The following is an 18,532-nucleotide window of genomic DNA, read 5'->3' on the forward strand; positions in this document are numbered from 1 at the left end:
CTCGGCGAAGACCTCGGCCAGTTGCTGCTCGGTCGCCGTCTCTGGTGCCACCCGGTCTGCCTGCGCCTCAAACGTCGGGACCGGCAAGGCAGCGCGATCGACCTTGCCGTTGACGGTCATCGGTAGCGATAGCAGGTGAACAAAGGCCGAAGGCACCATGTAGTCCGGCAGAACCTGTTGCAGATGGTCGCACAATGTCTCCCGTTCCAAGGGCTCCTGCGCGACGTAGTACGCCGTCAGATGGGTATGCCCCGCCGGATTCTCGCTCGCCAGGACCAGCGCCTGCTGGATGGCAGGATGGTCGATCAGCCGGGCTTCGATTTCCCCCGGCTCAATACGGAAGCCACGGATCTTAACCTGGAAGTCATTGCGGCCCAGGTATTCGATGTTACCGTCCGGCAGGTAACGGCCCCGGTCCCCGGTTTTATAAAGGCGGGCGTTTTCACCACGGCTGCGCTCGGCGTCACTGCGGAACGGATTGGCAATAAACGCGTCCGCTGTCGCCTGCGGATTATTCAGATAGCCGCGCCCAACGCCAGCGCCACCGATATACAGCTCGCCAATCGCACCTTGTGGGACGGGGCGCAGGTGGCGATCCAGCAGATAAACACAAACGTTGTTGATCGCCTTGCCGATATTGGTATTGGCATCGCCAGGTTGATAGATCCGCGCCGTCGCCCAAACGGTGGTTTCGCTAGGCCCATAACCGTTGATCAAACGGACTCCGGCCTCACAGTAGCGGTCAATCATCGCCGCGTCGATACACTCCCCGCCAACGACCAGCGTGGACAGTTCCAGCAGTTCATTTTGCGCCAGTAACGCCGGAGGAATAAAGGCGAACTCGATGGCGTGATCCCTGATATAGGCAGAGAGCGCGATAAAGTCGAGACGTTGCTGTTCTGGCAGAATATGCAGGCAATGGCCATTCAACAAGGCACAGAAGACATCCAGCGCATGGGCATCGAAAACATATTCCGAATACCACAGCGTGTTTAGCCTGGCAGCCTGCTCATAGCCCGTAGGCATACCTAGCAGGTCCGACTGCCCTTGCGCCAGGTTGATTAACGAGTGATGCTCAATCATCACCCCTTTTGGCCGGCCAGTGGTGCCGCTGGTATAGATGATATACGCCAAATCGTCTGGCTGCGTGCGTGACTGCACGTTGCTGTCGTCGAGCTGCGCCAGCTTGTTGGCCAGTTGCGGGTTATCTATATCCAGCAGAGGGAAACCACAGCCAGCGATGCGTGCACCATAATGCTGCTGCGTCAGGATCAGCACCGGTTTAACGTCGTCGACCAGCAGACTCAAGCGCTCCAACGGTGCCTGAGGGCTAATCGGGACATAGGCCGCCCCGGCCTTGAGCACCGCCAGCATGGCAATGACCATATGGGCCGACTTATCAAAATAGAGGGCAATCGCGCTGTCAGGCTGTATCGCAAAGTTCGCCTGCAGGTAAGCCGCCAACTGGTTCACCCGCTGATTTAACTCGCGATACGTCAACCGCGTATCCTGATACACCAACGCCAAAGCATCCGGCGTTCTGGCGGCCTGCTCTTCAAACATCTGACCGACCAGTTTATTTCGCTCCACGGCAACCTGAACCCGCGGCTGGTTTGCTACCCGCTGCGTATAGTCGTCCTGCGTCAGCAGTGATAACGCCTGGGGAACCATGGCCGGGTCCGCGATCAACTGCTGTACGGTGAGCCGTATTCCTTGCAGCACGCCTTCAATCGCCGAACGGCTGAACAGCTCGCCCGCATAGTTGATCTTGAACTCAATGCGCCCATCCTGTTCATACACCATGATGCCCAGCGGGTAATCCAGTTTTTCATCACTGTCCTCAAACTCGAGTTTGAACAGGCTCTCGCCGTTATCGGCTGGCACCGGATAGTTTTCAAACACGAAGAGCGAGTTGAACAGCCGTACCCCCGCCTTTTGCAGTGTGATCAGGCTGATATTGCTGTAGCTATTGATGTCATTAATATGAGCCTGCAGGCGTTTGACATTATCGATGATCGCCTCATCGGTATGTGCCAGAACCACAGGCAACGTATTGATATATAAACCAACAGAGCGCTCTATCTCCTCCACCGGCAGGTTACGGCCAGACACCGTCATGCCCACAATCGTCACTTCCGCATGGCTATAAAGACTGAGCTGTTGGTGCCAGCAATACTGCATCAGCGCATTCAGCGTCACGCCATGCTGCCGCGAGAGCGCCTTCAGCCCGTGGTAAAGCTCACCAGCCAATGCGGTCGATACCGTCTTGGGATCTTGCAGGTGTTTATATTCACTTAAATTGACGTGTTTCATCTCCGGCTTTAGCAAGCCGGTGAGATTCTCTTGCACCTCCAGGCCAGCCAGATAGTTTTGCCAGAACTGCTCGGTTTCATGGCTAACCGTCTGTAGCAATGCCTGCGCCTCCAGATAGCTTTGATCTGCGGCTTGCTCCGGCGCGCTTCCCTGTTGCAGGGCCAGATAATTTTGGTGCACGTCATTGAGCAAGATCGGCAGGCTCCAGCCGTCCAGAATGGCGTGGTGGTTATTAAACAGACAAATGTAGTGATCGGCCGCGCACTTAACGAGATAGAGACGGAATAGCCCTTTAGCAGACAAATCGAAATGGGTCTGCTGATCCTGCTTGATGAGTTCAGCCACGGTGCTTGCTTGCGCACGTTCGTCCTGCTCACTGATATCGATAAACTGCCAACCAAAGGTGCCTTGCTTATCGACGATCTGCACAAACTCTTCCTGCCAGGAGAATCTTAGCCGCAGCGCCGGATATTTCGCCTGGCTGCATTGCCACGCCCGTTTTAACAGCTCGACATCCAACGCATTGCGATAGTGCCAGACCATTTGCGTACGATAGGCGTTGTCGATATCGCCTTGCAGGACGTAATGATAAATAAATCCTTGTTGCAGGCTGTTAGCCGGATAAATCGCCGCCACCTCTTCATCCTGCTGGAGGCGCGCCAACAATTCACCGGAGACCACACCCTTAACATCAGACTCGGTGAGATAAGAGCGAGATGACCGCTTAAGCTCGTCGATCAACTGGATTAACCGTTGTTGATAAGTCGTGGCAAACAGTTCGAGCTGTTCCGGGCTGAGATCACCCTCGACCAGGAACTGTAATTGGCCATTGAGCACACCGCCGTTCAGCGCTAAGAAGTCCGTTGTGCGGTTATTCGCTGATAATGCCAACCCCGTAGATTCCTGAACAAACGCCCACTCGCCATCCCGTTCATCACCATCGAACTGGCCAAGGTAGTTGAAGGTCACTGCAGGCAGTGCCTGCGCATCATAACCAACCAGCACGCCATAGCCTAAGCCATGGTGAGGAGGAGTTCGCAGCCTGTCTTTTATCAGCGGTAAATTGCGTACAAGGTCCCGATGCTCAACGCGCAGATTGACCGGATACATGCAGGTAAACCAACCGACGGTATTGTTGATATCCACATCGTCAAACATCGCCTCTCTGCCATGCCCTTCCAGCAGGACATACTGGCTGTCACCGCCAACCACCTGCGACAGCGCATCTGCCAGTACGGTCAGCAGAATATCGTTCACCTCGGTGTGATAAACATGATGAAGGTCTCGCAACAGACAACCGGTGTGCTCTTGCGACAGGCTTATCATCGTACGATTGAGCGTCCCCACGCGATGGGCGTCCAAACGCTGGTGCCAGCCGTCCAACTCCGTGGTCAGGTTATCCCAGTAATGCTTCTCATCCCTATGGTTGTTCACGGCAACGGCTGGGTAGTTTTGCAGTGAGTTGACCCATTGGCGGTAACTGGTGCCTTTCTGGCCCAAGATAGTTTGCGCATCAACCGTCACATCCAGGTTATCGCCTTGTGCAGCAAAGAACTGGTAAAGCGTGCGTAAGTCTTGGTTGATAATCCGCCAGCTGACCGCATCAATATTGAGATGGTGTACCGCCACATGGATACGCGCAGTCTCATCAGCGTAGCCTGCAATATAACCGATATGGAACAGTGGCCCTTCTGCCAGGCAAAAACGGTTCTGCCAGGCCGTCAACTGCGCATCGAGCTGATCGGCTGTGAAATCCTGTTGATTGATCGCATCAAATGGCAGCGTCTCTATCGTTTGACGATAGTGACCGACAGCGGCATCTTTCGGGTAAACGGCCCGCAAAATATCATGGTATTCAACCAGTTTAGCCACGCTCAAACGCAGTAACTCAACGTTTAACGTTGGCACTTTAACCATAAATGCCTGGTTCCAATGCCCAGCATCAGGCAATTTCCCTGACTCTACGGCCTGGAAGAACCAGCGCTGGATCGGCGCCAAGGGGAGCTCATCCGCCAGCATCCCCGCCTCTGACTGGATAACCGGCAAATTGTCACCCTGACGTTGCAGCAGGTAAGTGCTCAACGCTTTGGCCGTTCTGTGGGCAAAGATGTCTTTCACCGTGAGATGGTGGCCAGATAACTTTTTGAGTTTGTTCGCCAGTTGGATACTGCTGATACTGTCCCCGCCTAAACGGAAGAAATCATCGGTGACCCCCACCGCATAATCCTTCAGCTGTAATACCTCCGCAAATACGCGGCAGATCAGCATTTCACTCTCGTTGGCTGGGGCCACGTAGTTCACCTCATCCGTTAATATCGGCAGAGGTAAGGCTTTGCGATCCAACTTATTGTTCATATTCATCGGCAATGCCGTTAGATGAACAAACGCTGTGGGGATCATGTAGGCAGGTAAACGCTGTTGCAGATGCTCAGACAGCACATCTGCTGGCAATGCGTCTGGCGCAACATAATAGGCCACCAGGTACTTTTGCCCCGAGTCATGCTCCAGCGCCAGTACCACAACCTGTTCAATCTGTGGATATTGGGTCAGACAGCTTTCGATTTCGGCCAATTCGATCCTGAAGCCACGGATCTTCACCTGTGCATCATTACGCCCAATATAGTCAATCTTACCGTCGTTCAGGTAACGGACTAAATCACCCGTTTTATACAGCCGATCGTGACGTCCTCGCGCTTTATCTTCTTCGCTTTGCAATGGATTGACGATAAACGCCTGATGAGTCGCCTCTGGGTTATTTAAATAGCCACGGCCTACGCAGTCTCCACTGATGTAGAGCTCACCCACGGCACCCGCAGGGAGCGGCCGTAGACAACTATCCAGAATATAAGCGCCAGCATTGCCTATCGGCTGGCCAATGAGGGTATTGCTATCGCCCGCTTGGTAAACGTTCCTGGTGACAAAGACCGTGGTTTCCGTTGGGCCATAGCAGTTAACTATTTTTACCCCCTGAGCGCTATAGCGCTCTATCACGCTGCTACTGGCTACCTCTCCACCCAGGATTAGCGTGGAAAGCGCCAGTGTTTCATTGTTATTTAGCAGCGCAGGAGGCACAAAGCCGATATCAATGGCATGTTGTTTGATGTATGCAGCAAGCGCAGCGAAATTCAAACGTATCTCTTTAGACAAGACATGTAAGCAATGGCCGGTCAGCAGCGGGCTGAACACATCCAGGACATGCGCATCAAAGGTATAATTTGAATAGAAGAGGTAACTTTTTGTCGGCTCTCCGACCTGACAGATCTCAGTGCCAAAGATACTCCGCTGCGCCTCAACCAGATTGGCAACACAATGATGCTCAATCATCACCCCTTTAGGGGTTCCCGTCGTCCCGCTGGTATAGATGACATAAATCAGATTGTCAGGTCTGGTTTGGGTTGACACATTAGCCACCTGGTGGCTGCCAGCACGCGCTATCAACTCAGGATCGTCCACGCACAGCAGCGCCGTCTTTTGTGGATCAATCAGTTTGGCCAGCGTCTCTTGCGCTCCCAACTCCGTCAGCATAACGCGGGAGTGGATATTTTCTATCGTCCAGAGCATTCTCTCCGCGGGCATATCGGGGCTAAGCGGTACATAGGCAGCACCGGCCTTCAACACCGCCAGGATACTCACGATCATGCGCTCCGATCTTTCCAGGCAAAGCCCGATCAGATCGTCCGGTTGTAAAACAAACTGCTCTCTCAAGTAAGCCGCCAAGCGGTTAGCGCGTTCATTCAGTTGCCGATAGGTCAGGCTCACCCCCTCAAACACCAGTGCGATATTCTCTGGGGTTCTCGCTACCTGCGCCTCGAACATTTCGTGGATCGTCATATCCCGTGGGTAGTCGCATTCGGTGCGGTTCCCCTGGCAGATGATTTGCTCGTATTGTGCCGTATCCAGGTACTGAAGCTCCGCAAGGGAACGCCCCTGACTGCACAGCGTACCCAGTTGGCGCAGGATATGCTGGTAGGTGGCGATGTAGTTCCGCATCGTTTGCCCGTTGAACAGGGCCGTCGCATAGTTGAAGACGCCGCCGATCGCCTCTTCACTGTCGTCCATCATCACGGTCAAATCGAACTTCGCTGCCCGATACGCCCCTTCTTGCGCGTCATACTGCTCAAACAGGCTTTCTCCTTCGGTACGTCCTGTGGCACCAAACGATTGGAGACTGAACATCACCTGGAATATCGGGTGCCTTGAACTGTCCTTTTCCGTTTTCAGCACTTCCACCAGTTTTTCAAAAGGCAGATCCTGATGGGTATGCGCTTCACTGACCTGTTGGCCCGTTTGGCCAATAAATTCTCTGACCGTTTGGCTGACGTCTATCTGCCGTCTCAGGACCAGCGTATTGACGAACAGCCCCATGGTATCTTCTACCCCAGGGTAATGCCTGCCCGCTATCGGCGTACCCAGCACGATATCCTGCTGGTTACTGTAAACCCCCAGCAGCAGGTAATAGCCGCTCAGCAGTACCGTGTACAGGCTGACGTTCAATGAAGCGGCCAACGCCCGCAGTTCGGCACTGGTCGCCGCATCCAGCTGGAAGGTGATATCGTCGCCGCGGTAATCCAACTGCAGTGGACGCACATGGTCCGTCGGCAGGTTGAGCGGTTCATGGTCCGCCAGTTGCCCATGCCAGTAGGCCAGTTGCTTGTCCAGCGTGGCACCTTGCAGGTGTTGGCGTTGCCACAGCGCAAATTCCCGGTACTGCACCGGCGGTGCCGGGAGTTCATTGCTGGCCTCTCCGGTGAACACGCGGTAATAGTGCAGTAACTCTTTTAACAGCAGATCCACCGACCAGCCGTCAAACGCGATGTGGTGAATGACGATGCTGAAGTAGTGGGCTCCCGCCAACGTATAACTGCTAGCTGCAATTGGGCATTCCTGCGCCAGGTCAAATACCCGGTGCTGATGCTCGTGCAGCCGCGCATGCAACGCTTGTACGCTGTCGCATGTTTCTTGCGGTATGCTCAGTGAGAATGTCTCGGCTGGCAGAATATGTTGATACCCCTGCCCGTCGTCATCGCACAGGATCAGGGTGCGCAGCACTTCGTGACGCTCAACCACCTTCATCAGGGCCTGGGCCACTTTCTGCGGATCGGTACCGGCCTGCAGCTTGAGCGTTAGTGGGACGTTGTAGGCGTTGCTGCCTTCTTCATAGCGGTCGATAAACCACAGGCGCTCCTGGGCAAACGACAGCCGCTGCTCCTCAGGCCGGGCGATCGACGGCGCCTGGATGACCTGGCAGCCTTGCGCTTCGCCGTCAATAAATGTCGCCAGTGCCCGGATGGTTCTCAGGCGGAACAGGTCAGAGACGTGCACGCTTTTTTCTAACGCGCGGGTCAAACGGCCCACCAGCTTGATCGCCAGAATGCTGTTGCCCCCCAGGCGATAGAAGTCGTCCAGCACGCTGAGGCTGTCCTGCGGGATGGCGAGCAGTTCGGCGAAGACCTCGGCCAGTTGCTGCTCGGTCGCCGTCTCTGGTGCCACCCGGTCTGCCTGCGCCTCAAACGTCGGGACCGGCAAGGCCGCGCGATCGACCTTGCCATTGACGGTCATCGGTAGCGATAGCAGGTGAACAAAGGCCGACGGCACCATGTAGTCCGGCAGAACCTGTTGCAGATGGGCGCGCAACACATCTTGCTCCAAGGGATCCTGTGCGACGTAGTACGCCGTCAGATAGGTATGCCCCGCCGGATTCTCGCTCGCCAGGACCAGTGCCTGCTGGATGGCAGGATGGTCGATCAGCCGGGCTTCGATTTCCCCCAGCTCAATACGGAAGCCACGGATCTTAACCTGGAAGTCATTGCGGCCCAGGTATTCGATGTTACCGTCCGGCAGGTAACGGCCTTGATCCCCGGTTTTATAAAGGCGGGCGTTTTCACCACGGCTGCGTTCGGCGTCACTGCGGAACGGATTGGCAATAAACGCGTCCGCTGTCGCCTGCGGGTTATTCAGATAGCCGCGCCCAACGCCAGCGCCACCGATATACAGCTCGCCAATCGCCCCTTGGGGGACGGGGCGCAGCTGTTCGTCGAGTATATACAGTTGGGTATTACTGATTGGCCGACCGATGGGAACAGTGTAATCAAACGTCTGCGACGCAGTGTTGGTCAAATAGGCCGTGGCGTAGGTTGTCGTTTCCGTCGGCCCGTAAACATGCACCAGCTTGACCTGAGGGTAAAGCGTTCTAAAACGATTAACATGGTTAACGGACACCTGCTCACCGCCGAACAGCAGGTAGTTCAACTGCTGCAAACCAGGCAGTTCAGCATCCACCAACGTATTAAAGAAGGCGGTCGTGGCAAAGAAATTGCTGATCTGACGATCGACAATAAGCTGAGAGAGGCGGTCCAAGTCCAGGATATTTGGCTTATCGGCAATCACCAATGCGGCGCCATTTAACAACGCCCCAAAGATGTCATAAATGGAGGCATCAAACTGATAGCCTGAAATACCAAGAATGCGATCCTGTTCACCGAACTCAACATAATTGGCATTAATCACCAGCCGATTCACACAGCGTTGCTCTATCAGCGTCCCTTTAGGATATCCCGTCGTGCCACTGGTATAAATGACGTACGCCAGATCTTGGGGCCCGGTATTGCTGCATGGGTTATCTGTTGCACAGCGCGCCAAACGCGCGGTGGTTTCTGGTGCGTCAAGAGGGATAAGCATGGCACCGGGTGCCATCAGGTCTACCCTTTGCAAAGCCTGCCGTTGGCAAAGCACCGCTTTTACCTTGGCATCCGCGATAATATAGCCATTGCGCTCATCGGGGGAATCCGGATCCATAGGCACATAGGCCGCTCCCGCTTTCAGTATGGCCAGAATGCCAATGACCAACTGCTCACTGCGCTCAAGATAGAGGCCCACGAGATCGTTGGCGCGCAGCTGGCAACATTGCTGCAAATAATGCGCTAGCTGGTTCGCCTGTTGGTTTAACTGTGCGTACGTTAACACCACGTCGTTAAATTCTACGGCGACGCTGTCTGGTGAGGCGGCCACGCGAGCTTCAAACAGCGCGGCGAGGGTTTTATCCTGTTCGTAGGGCCTGCGGGTATCATTCCACTGGTGGATCATCGTTTGATACTGCGCCGCCTGCAGGTAAGGCAACTCGGTTTGAGACTGAGAGGCACCCCGAACAATATTTTCTACCAGCGTCCTCATCGTGTTCAGTAGCTGTTCGATCAGCACATCGTCAAACAGTTCACCGGCATAATGCAGGCTCAACGCCAGGTGCTGCTGTTCCAGCACGGTCACCACCAACGGATAATCTTGTTTCTCGTTAGCGCTGGCGAAACGTAGCCGTAAATCGCTATCGATATCCCCACTGGGCATCGGATAGTTTTCAAAGACAAACAAAGAGTTAAACAGGCGTTTCCCTGCCGGTTGCAGCTGAGCCAGATTGACATGGCCGCGGGTATTCGCCTCATTGATCGCGTCCTGCAGGTTTTGAATAGCCGTGAGGACAGACACTGAAGCCTGATGATCGACGATCAGCGGCAGTGTGTTGATCATTAATCCTACCGTTTGATCCACGCCATCCACGGGCAGGTTACGGCCTGAAACCACCGTGCCAACGATGCTGGCCGCATTGCCAGAATAAATACTGAGCACTTTGTGCCAGCAATATTGCAATAGCGCATTAAGGGTTATCGCGTTCTCGGCGGTGAACGATTTCAGCTGTTGATAACCAGGTTCATCAAACATCAGCTGCTGTGTTTTCGAGGTTTTAATGTGCTTATATTCATTTAACTGAACGTGCTTCGCCTGCCCGCACAGCAAGATATTTAAATCTTCGGGTTCATCCTGTGCTGCCAGATAGTCCCGCCAGTACGGTAAATGCTCGCTTTTGTGCGATTGTATATAACGCTGAACCTGATGGAAACCGTGGTCACATGCCTGCGGCAATGTTTCACCACGCAACAACGCCAGATAGAATTTATGCACCGCTTCAATCAGTAGCGGGTTACTCCAGCCATCCATGATGGCGTGGTGGCAGCTGAAAATGCAGCGGTAACGTTCATCCGCATTTTTGACCACATAGACACGGAAGATCCCGCTGATCGACAAATCGTAAGGTCGTGCTCGATCCTGAGCAGATAAATCAGAGAAGAAGGCTTGCTGTTGTTGCTCGCTTTTTTCACTGAGATCAAAGAAATGCCAGTTCAGTGCAGCGTGCGCATCAACAATCTGCACCAACTCTTCATCCCAATTAAACCGCAGGCGGAGCGTTGGATAATACTGCTGGGCCTGCAACCATGCCTGCTTCAGACAGGCGATATCCAGCGCATTGTCATAGTCCCAGAACATCTGGGTATGGTAGGCATCGTCGACTTCACCCTGCGATAGCGCATGGTAAATAAAGCCTTCCTGCAAACTATTGGCCAGATAGACCGACTCCAGCTCGCTATCACGCTGCAGAGCGTCAAGTGCTGCTTGAGGTATTACCCCGTCGATATCTCGTGCAGTCAGATAAGTGCGGCTTTCCGCCAGCAAGCGCTCAATAACGCCTGCAATCGCCCCCTGGTAACGGCTCGCCAGGTGTTGCAATACTTCGTCTGCCAGGTAACCGGAGAGGCGTATTCTCAGTTCCCCCCCAACTACACCACAGTTGACGCTGAGCAGATGCGCTTCGCCATTCTCATGCGCAACGGTTTGTCCGCTGTTTGTCGGGCTGAAGCACCATCCCTCCTGCTGCACCTCATCAAAGCGCCCTAAATAGTTAAAGCTAACCGGTGGCAACTGGTCGGCGTCATACCCCATCAGCGGCGCAAATCCAACGCCCCGGCGCGGGATCCCGCCAACGGTCTCTTTGACGGTCACGATCCGTTGACGCCAGTCTCCCTCGCTGGTCAAGCGGACCGGGTACATAGTGGTCAGCCAGCCTACCGTACGGTTGATATCAACGCTGGTATCGAGCGCTTCTCGGCCATGGCCTTCCAACGTCAGGTACTGGGTATGCAGCCCGGTAAACTCATTGAGGATCTCAACGAAGCTGGCTAACAGAAGATCGTTAACCTGGGTATTGAACACATGATGTACCCCGCCCAACAGATGCTGCGTTAAGGCTTTGTTTAACGATAACTCGAGTTGGCTCAACGATGGCGAGGTGAAAAGCGGCGCTATCCGTTGGCGATAGTCACCCAGGCCGCCAATAACAGTACGCCAATAAAGCGTTTCTTCATTGGCTCCCTGATGGTTGGCATAATCCTGTACCTGGGCAGCCCACTGACGATAACTGGTGGGTTTATCACCCAAAATCTCAACGGGATCGCTAATACCCGCCGCGTTTCCTTCCAGCGCGCGATAAATCCTTTCCAGATCCTGTTTGATGATATGCCAACTTACCGCATCCATAATCAGGTGATGAAAAGCAAAGTGTAGCTTCGCCCGTGGCGCTTTTTCGCTTGTTATATAGCCAATATGGCACAGCTTGCCGCCAAAGATATCAAACTCACTTTGCCACCGATCAAATAGCGCGATTTGTTGCTCGGCACCAACGGGTTCATCAATAACCGACAGCGGTATTTCGCCAACTTCCGATTGATAGTGCTGGCTGTACTCCCCGTTACCGTCACGCGTAAAGACCAGTCTCAGGGCATCATGATAGGCAAATAACAGCGCCAGGCTCTTGTTGAGTATGCCAATATCCAACTGGGGAACATCCAAGACAAAGGATTGGTTCCAGTGCTGATAAGCAGAAAAAGTGCCCAGTTTGACCTGGTCAAAGAACCATTGTTGGATCGGGAGCAACTGCGCAGGGCCGCTCAACATCCCCGGCTCGGAGAGATGTTTGATGTGATGTTCATCGCCATCCAGCACGATATTACGGGCGAGTAAACGAACGGTTTTGCAGTCGAAAATATCTTTGACGCTGGCCGTCCCCTTTAGCCTTTGACGGATCATTCTCACCATCTGAATGGCGCTGATACTGTCGCCGCCCAGCTTAAAGAAATCGTCATTAACACCAACATGACCCGGCTCCTGACCTAATATCTCACCATAGATCTGGCATAGTGCCCTTTCCATCTCATCGGCAGGAGCGACATAGTCATCCTGCCCGCTCAGATCGGGCAGCGGTAATGCCTTACGGTTTAATTTACCGTTAACCGTCATCGGGAACGCCGTTAAGTGAACATAGGCCATCGGGATCATATAGTCAGGCAAAGCATCCGCCAGGTGCCTAATGATCTGCTCTTTGTCCACGGCAACATCCGCAACATAGTAGGCAACTAAAGACAGCGCTCCCGTCGGGAGCTTATGTGCAATGACCGCCGATTGGATAATCTGCGGAATTTGCACCAGTTGCATTTCAATTTCGCTTAATTCAATTCTGAAACCGCGGATCTTCAGCTGGGAGTCTCGCCTGCCGACATACTCAATGTGACCGTCGGCCAAGCGGCGGACAAGATCGCCGGTTTTATACAGCCGTGCCGCTTCATTGCGCTGCTTTTGCTCGTCGCTCTGGAAGGGATTGGCGATAAAGGCGCGCTCGGTCTGCTGCGTATCATTCAGATAACCCCGAGCCAGGCCAACACCACTGATATAAAGCTCGCCGATCACACCGACGGGGACAGGTGCCAGGTGTTGATCTAAAACATGCACATCAAGATTCAGTAGCGGCAGACCGATATTGAGGTTGCTATCGCCATTTTCGTAATAGTGCAACGTCGCACAGACGCTGCTTTCCGTCGGGCCATAGGCATTGATAACCGTTGTTCCTTGCGCACGATAACGTTGCATAATCTCACGATTACAAGGTTCGCCAGCAACAACCAAAGTAGAGAGCGCTAAAAGGGAGTGTTTATCCAATAATGCCGGGGGAATGGTGGCAATATCAATGCGAGCATCGGCAATATATTCCGCTAACGCGTCAAAATCCTTGCGCTTATTTTCCGGCAAAATATGTATCACATGGCCATTGGCAATCGCCGTAAAGAGCTCAGAGACATGGGCATCAAAAACATAGGCGGCATACCAAAGACATTGCTTTACCGACTCCTCGCCAGGTGCCAAGCCAAACGCTTCGCCCTGAACCAGCGCCAGATTGATTAATCCCGCGTGTTCAATCATGACGCCTTTTGGCTTACCTGTCGTGCCGCTGGTATAAATAATATAGGCTAACTGGTCCAAATATATGGCGATATCAAGGTTCTCTGATTGCTGCTTAGCAACCAGATCGCGCTGAAACTGCGGGTTATCGACCGCAATAATTGGCACCTGCGGCAGCTCTGCAATCTCATTGAGATAGCTCACGCTGGCGCTATCGCCCAAGATGGCTTTAGCCTGTGTGTCCTGCAGAATAAAACTTAATCTGTTCCCAGCCTCGCCAGGGTTAAGCGGAACATAGGCGGCCCCAGTTTTGAGTACGGCAAGAATACATACGGGCATTGCTGCCGACTTTTCAAGGCACAGGGCGACGAAATCGCCGCTCTTGATCCGCAGTTCACACCTCAGGTAATCAGCCAGACGGTTGGCCTGTTGATTAAGCTGCTGATAGGACAGCGTTTGATTGCCATAGACAACGGCGTTGCGGGCTGGGTAAGTCGCGGCCATACGCTCAAATTGTTCGACAATCGAATGTTGAGGGACTTTAGCGCCAGCGCATACGTGCTGGGTGTGGTGTGGCGGCTGCGCAATCAGCGTGATGGAATTTATTGGTGTGTCTACTTCACCCGCAAGCAGCCTATCGAGCGTATTAATAAACAGATCTTTATAGAGATCGATAAAACTCTCAACCAATGCGGCATCAAGGACGTTGCGATCAAACCTGACGCGATAGTTGATACCACTCGCTAACGTCTCCTGTTCAAACAGCAGTTCATTAACCAGGTCAATATGAAAGTCGTGATTGGCCGACTCATCGACGACGCCACTAAAATGGGTCTGGTGATCACGCAGGAAAGTTTGGGCAAAAGCAACATCCAGTACGCCGGTGGCCTCACCACAAGCCAGGATCTCATGGACGGGTAAATATTTGGCTTTTGTCTGTTTTAATGATTTGTAATAACGATGAACACTGGCAATAACGCTACGGATCGTCGCATCATCCGCAAAGCGGTAATCGATAGCCAAGGTATTGATATGCGCACCATACAACAGCTCCTTACCTTCAGAGATCGCTACCGGGAAAGCGAGCGCAACGGCTTTTTGCCCTGACATTTTGTGCAACAGCAGGGCCATGACCATTTGCCCGAACAGGTAGGTGGTCAACTTATACTTGCGCAGTAACAGCTTTACGCGTCGGCTGATATCTTCATCAAAACCAAACAGTAACTCGTCGATCTGACGCCGGGTTGCCGTGGTTGCAAGCTGGCGGCCCGTTTGTAAAAAGCGTAAATCAACGCCTTCGAGATCGCACAGACGCTCGCGCCAGAACTCACGCATTTGTTCGCCTTTTTCTTGTAGCAGCGTGGCGAAATTATGGCAAAGCTGCTGATGCATAACCCCTTGATCCTGCAGCGATGGCACCTGATAGTCGATGCCATTATAGCGTTTACGCCATTTGTCCCAGATCTCTTCGGTACTGATGCCATCGACAACAATATGGTGAAAAATAAACAATGTACGGTATCGCTCTGCCCCAAGAGAAATCAAATGTATCCGTACCAGTGGGCCATTTCTTAAGTCAAAGGGGGCAGAGACTAACGCATAAATTTCTTCATCGGTTAACGGGGTATCGTGATAGGTGACTAAATTGAAAACGGGTTCTCTCGGTACCCAAAAGGCTCCATCAGCTCCGTCTTCAATGTTATGACGGGTAATAAAATGCTCGTTAAGCAGCTGTTCAAAACTATCGTTATACTTTTTTTTGTCTATTTCGCCGACGATAGTATTGTCGATGACCATATTGTAATCACTGCGATCGGGATCTTGTAGCCACTCATAATAAAAAATTGTCTGATAGGGGGTGAGCGTTATTTTTTCCATATTATTCGCCATGATTATTTTACTCCTTGAGATATTTTATTTATAAATATTTTGGCTGGCTTGAGCCATAGCACGGCCAACACCGTGAGCATCGACTCACAGCAATAGGTATCACCTGAACGTTATTGTGCCGAGGGTTCAGCAGTACTCGCGGATCAGGGTGAAATTAGGGTTTGGCTGATTATTCCCGTGCCAATGCGTCAATGGGATCGAGCCGTGCAGCGCTGCGCGCAGGCAGGTAACCGAACACGACACCAATACCGGTGGAACACAGGAACGCACTCAGCAGAGCCACCGGCGGGAAGTTGATCTGCCAGCCCGGCATCGCCAATTGCACCAGTAACCCGATGGTGAACGAAAGCGCGATCCCTAAAATCCCACCCACCAGACAGACCAGCACCGCCTCAATCAGGAACTGTTGCAGGACGTCGCCGGAACGAGCGCCTACGGCCATGCGGATGCCGATTTCACGCGTTCTTTCGGTGACCGAGACCAGCATGATATTCATCACGCCAATCCCACCCACCACCAACGAAATCACCGCCACCAGGATCAGGAACAGTTGCAGCGTACGGGTGGTTTTCTCCGCCGTTTGCACCAGGCTATCCATGTTGTAGGTAAAGAAGTCTTTCTTGCCGTGGCGCAGCGTCAACAACCGCGTCAGTTGCTGTTCTGCCTCCTGGCTGTTATAGCCATCGCGGATACGCACGGTGATCGAATCGAAGTAGTCGTTGCCCATCAGGCGATTGGCCATCGTGGTATAAGGCACCCAGACGCTGAGCATCTTGCTGCTGCCAAACATGGTTTGCTTTTCCTTCGCCACCCCCACCACGGTCGCAGGCATATTGCCTATCAGGATCACCTCACCCAACACGTTTTTTTGTTGCGGGAACAGACGGCGCTGGGTGTTGGTATCGATCACCACCGTCTGCGTCTGGGACTCTACCTGCCTGACATCAATAGCCGCCCCCTGAGAAAGCTCCATGCCGTACACCCGGAAAAACTGCTCGCTGACGCCCGCCACATTAGCCGCCACATCGATATTGCCAAAGCGCAGACGCATGCTGCTGCGAGTCATGGGAGAAAGCGCGCTGATATAAGGTTGTGCATCCAATGCGCTCAGATCGTCATATTTCAACGCCTGGCGGAGGGTTGGATCATCGTCACCAAAATCCTTACCGGGATAGACATCTATGGTGTTGGTGCCGATGGATTTGATCTCGGCCAATACCTGCTGTTGGACTGCATCACCTATCACCAGGATCGAGATCACCGAGGCAATGCCTATGACGATCCCCAGCATGGTCAACAAGGTGCGCATCTTGTTGGCCGCCATCGCCCACCAGGCCATCGACAACGCCTCCCGGAAACGGTCGGCCATCTGCTGCCAGGACGGGGCTGGTGCGGCCAGTTCCAACGATTTGGCCTGTACCTTGCCCTGCCCCTGTGGCCGAGAATCACCAATGATTTCGCCATCGTGGATTTCGATAATCCGCTCGGCCTGCTGCGCTACCGCCGGATCGTGGGTAACGATGATCACGGTGTGCCCCTGCTCGCACAGTTGCTTGAGGATCGTCATTACCTCTTTACCCGAGTGGCTATCAAGCGCACCGGTTGGCTCATCCGCCAGGATCACCTGGCCACCGTTCATCAATGCCCGCGCAATGCTGACACGCTGCTGTTGCCCACCGGACAGTTGGCTTGGCCGATAGGCGATACGTTCCCCTAACCCAAGGCGTTGCAGCAAGGCCGCCGCCCTGGCATGCCGTGCCGAGTTATTCATCCCAGCGTAAACGGCTGGCACCTCCACGTTATGCGCCGCACTCAGATGTGGCAGCAGATGATAACGCTGGAAGATAAAGCCGAAATGCTCGCGCCGCAGTTGGGCTAATGCATCGCCATTTAACGTGGCCACGTCCTGCCCGGCCACGCGGTAAATGCCGCTGTTGGGTTTGTCCAGACAGCCGAGAATGTTCATCAAAGTCGATTTACCGGAGCCGGATGCCCCGATGATCGCCACCATCTCACCGGCCTCTATCCGCAGGCTGACGCTTTTCAATACCTCCAGGGTCTGATCGCCGGACTGATAACTACGCCGGATATCACTCAGTTCCAACAGTGCGGCCATCAGCTGTCCTCCACGCCGCCACGGCTGACAATCACCTCTTCACCGGCTGTCAATCCACTGACAATTTGCACATCCAGGTTGTTACGCATGCCGATCGTCACCTCCCGCAGCTGTTTCTGGCCCTGTTGCAGCACCGCAACGTGGTAACGGTTATCGGCGATCTGCTCCCCTAACGCTACCAGCGGAATAACCAGCGCATCGCTGGCGCCAGCCAGTTGGATATGCACCTGCGCGGTCATTTGCAGGCGCAGCAATCCCTGCGGATTTGGCACTTCGAAACGCGCGTAATAGAAAATGGCGTTATTGACTTTCTCAGGGGTGGGTTGGATGTCTTTCAGTACGCCCTCAAAGCGTTTGTTCGGATCGCCCAGCACGGTAAACCAGGCTTTCAGCCCCGGCTTGAGGTGGATGACGTCCGCCTCGGAAACCTGGGCCTTCACCAGCATGGTGCTCATATCTGCCAGCGTCAGAATGTTGGGTGCCTGCTGCGCGGCAATCACCGTTTGGCCCTGAAAGGTGGTGATCTGCACCACATCACCGTCCATCGGCGCTTCAATGCGGGTATAGGCCAGGTTGATCTTGGCGGTATCCAGGCTGGCCTGATTTTTGGCGATCTGCGCCCGGGTGTTTGCCACCTGCGCCTTTTTCACCGCCAGCTCGGTGGTCAATTTATCCAGATCCTGGCGCGATACCGCCTGCACCTTGGCCAGTTCGCGGTTACGCTGCAAGGTGACCTCTGCCAGTTGCTGCTCCGCCTGTGCCTGTTGCAGTTGGGCTTGCAGTTGCTGTAGCGTGGCCTCGCCTTCACGAATGCTGTTTCGTGCCTGTTGGGGATCGATCACGCCGAGCAGTTGGCCTTTTTGCACCTTATCGCCAATCTCGACCTTCAGGCTCTCTAGCTGTCCGCTGACCTGAGCCCCCACATCAACCTTGCGTACCGCATCCAGTTGGCCGGTCGCCAAAACGTTCTGTTGAAAATCACGCTGGGTAACCTTAACCGTTTTAAACTCCGCAGGTAGCGGTTGGCTGAAATGCCAATAAGCCACTATGGCAATCGCCACTAAAGCGCCTCCCCCTAGCAGCTTACGTTTTGTTCGTCCTTTTAACATATGGATATTTTTCCCTAACTATTTCGTCTATTCCTGCCAATTTCTA

General features: G+C 53.6%; 3 protein-coding genes. All 3 read right to left on the bottom strand.

The genetic code is table 11. The features are described 5' to 3' along the window. Positions 1–15,261, bottom strand: a 15,261-nt coding sequence (locus tag AC6HVW_RS14960; protein WP_497569508.1) for an amino acid adenylation domain-containing protein, incomplete at its 3' end; no start/stop codon positions are given. Between the two features lie 169 nt (positions 15,262–15,430). Next, entirely contained in the window at positions 15,431–17,377 is a 1,947-nt protein-coding gene (gene macB / locus AC6HVW_RS14965; RefSeq protein ID WP_071682065.1) for a macrolide ABC transporter ATP-binding protein/permease MacB, read from the bottom strand. Next, on the bottom strand, positions 17,377–18,486 hold the full coding sequence (gene macA / locus AC6HVW_RS14970; protein WP_071682066.1) for a macrolide transporter subunit MacA: 1,110 nt from the start codon (positions 18,484–18,486) through the stop codon (positions 17,377–17,379). The genes macB and macA overlap by 1 nt, the downstream gene beginning before the upstream one ends. Positions 18,487–18,532 lie beyond the last annotated feature (46 nt).

Source organism: Serratia sp. NCCP-200 (assembly GCF_059697885.1).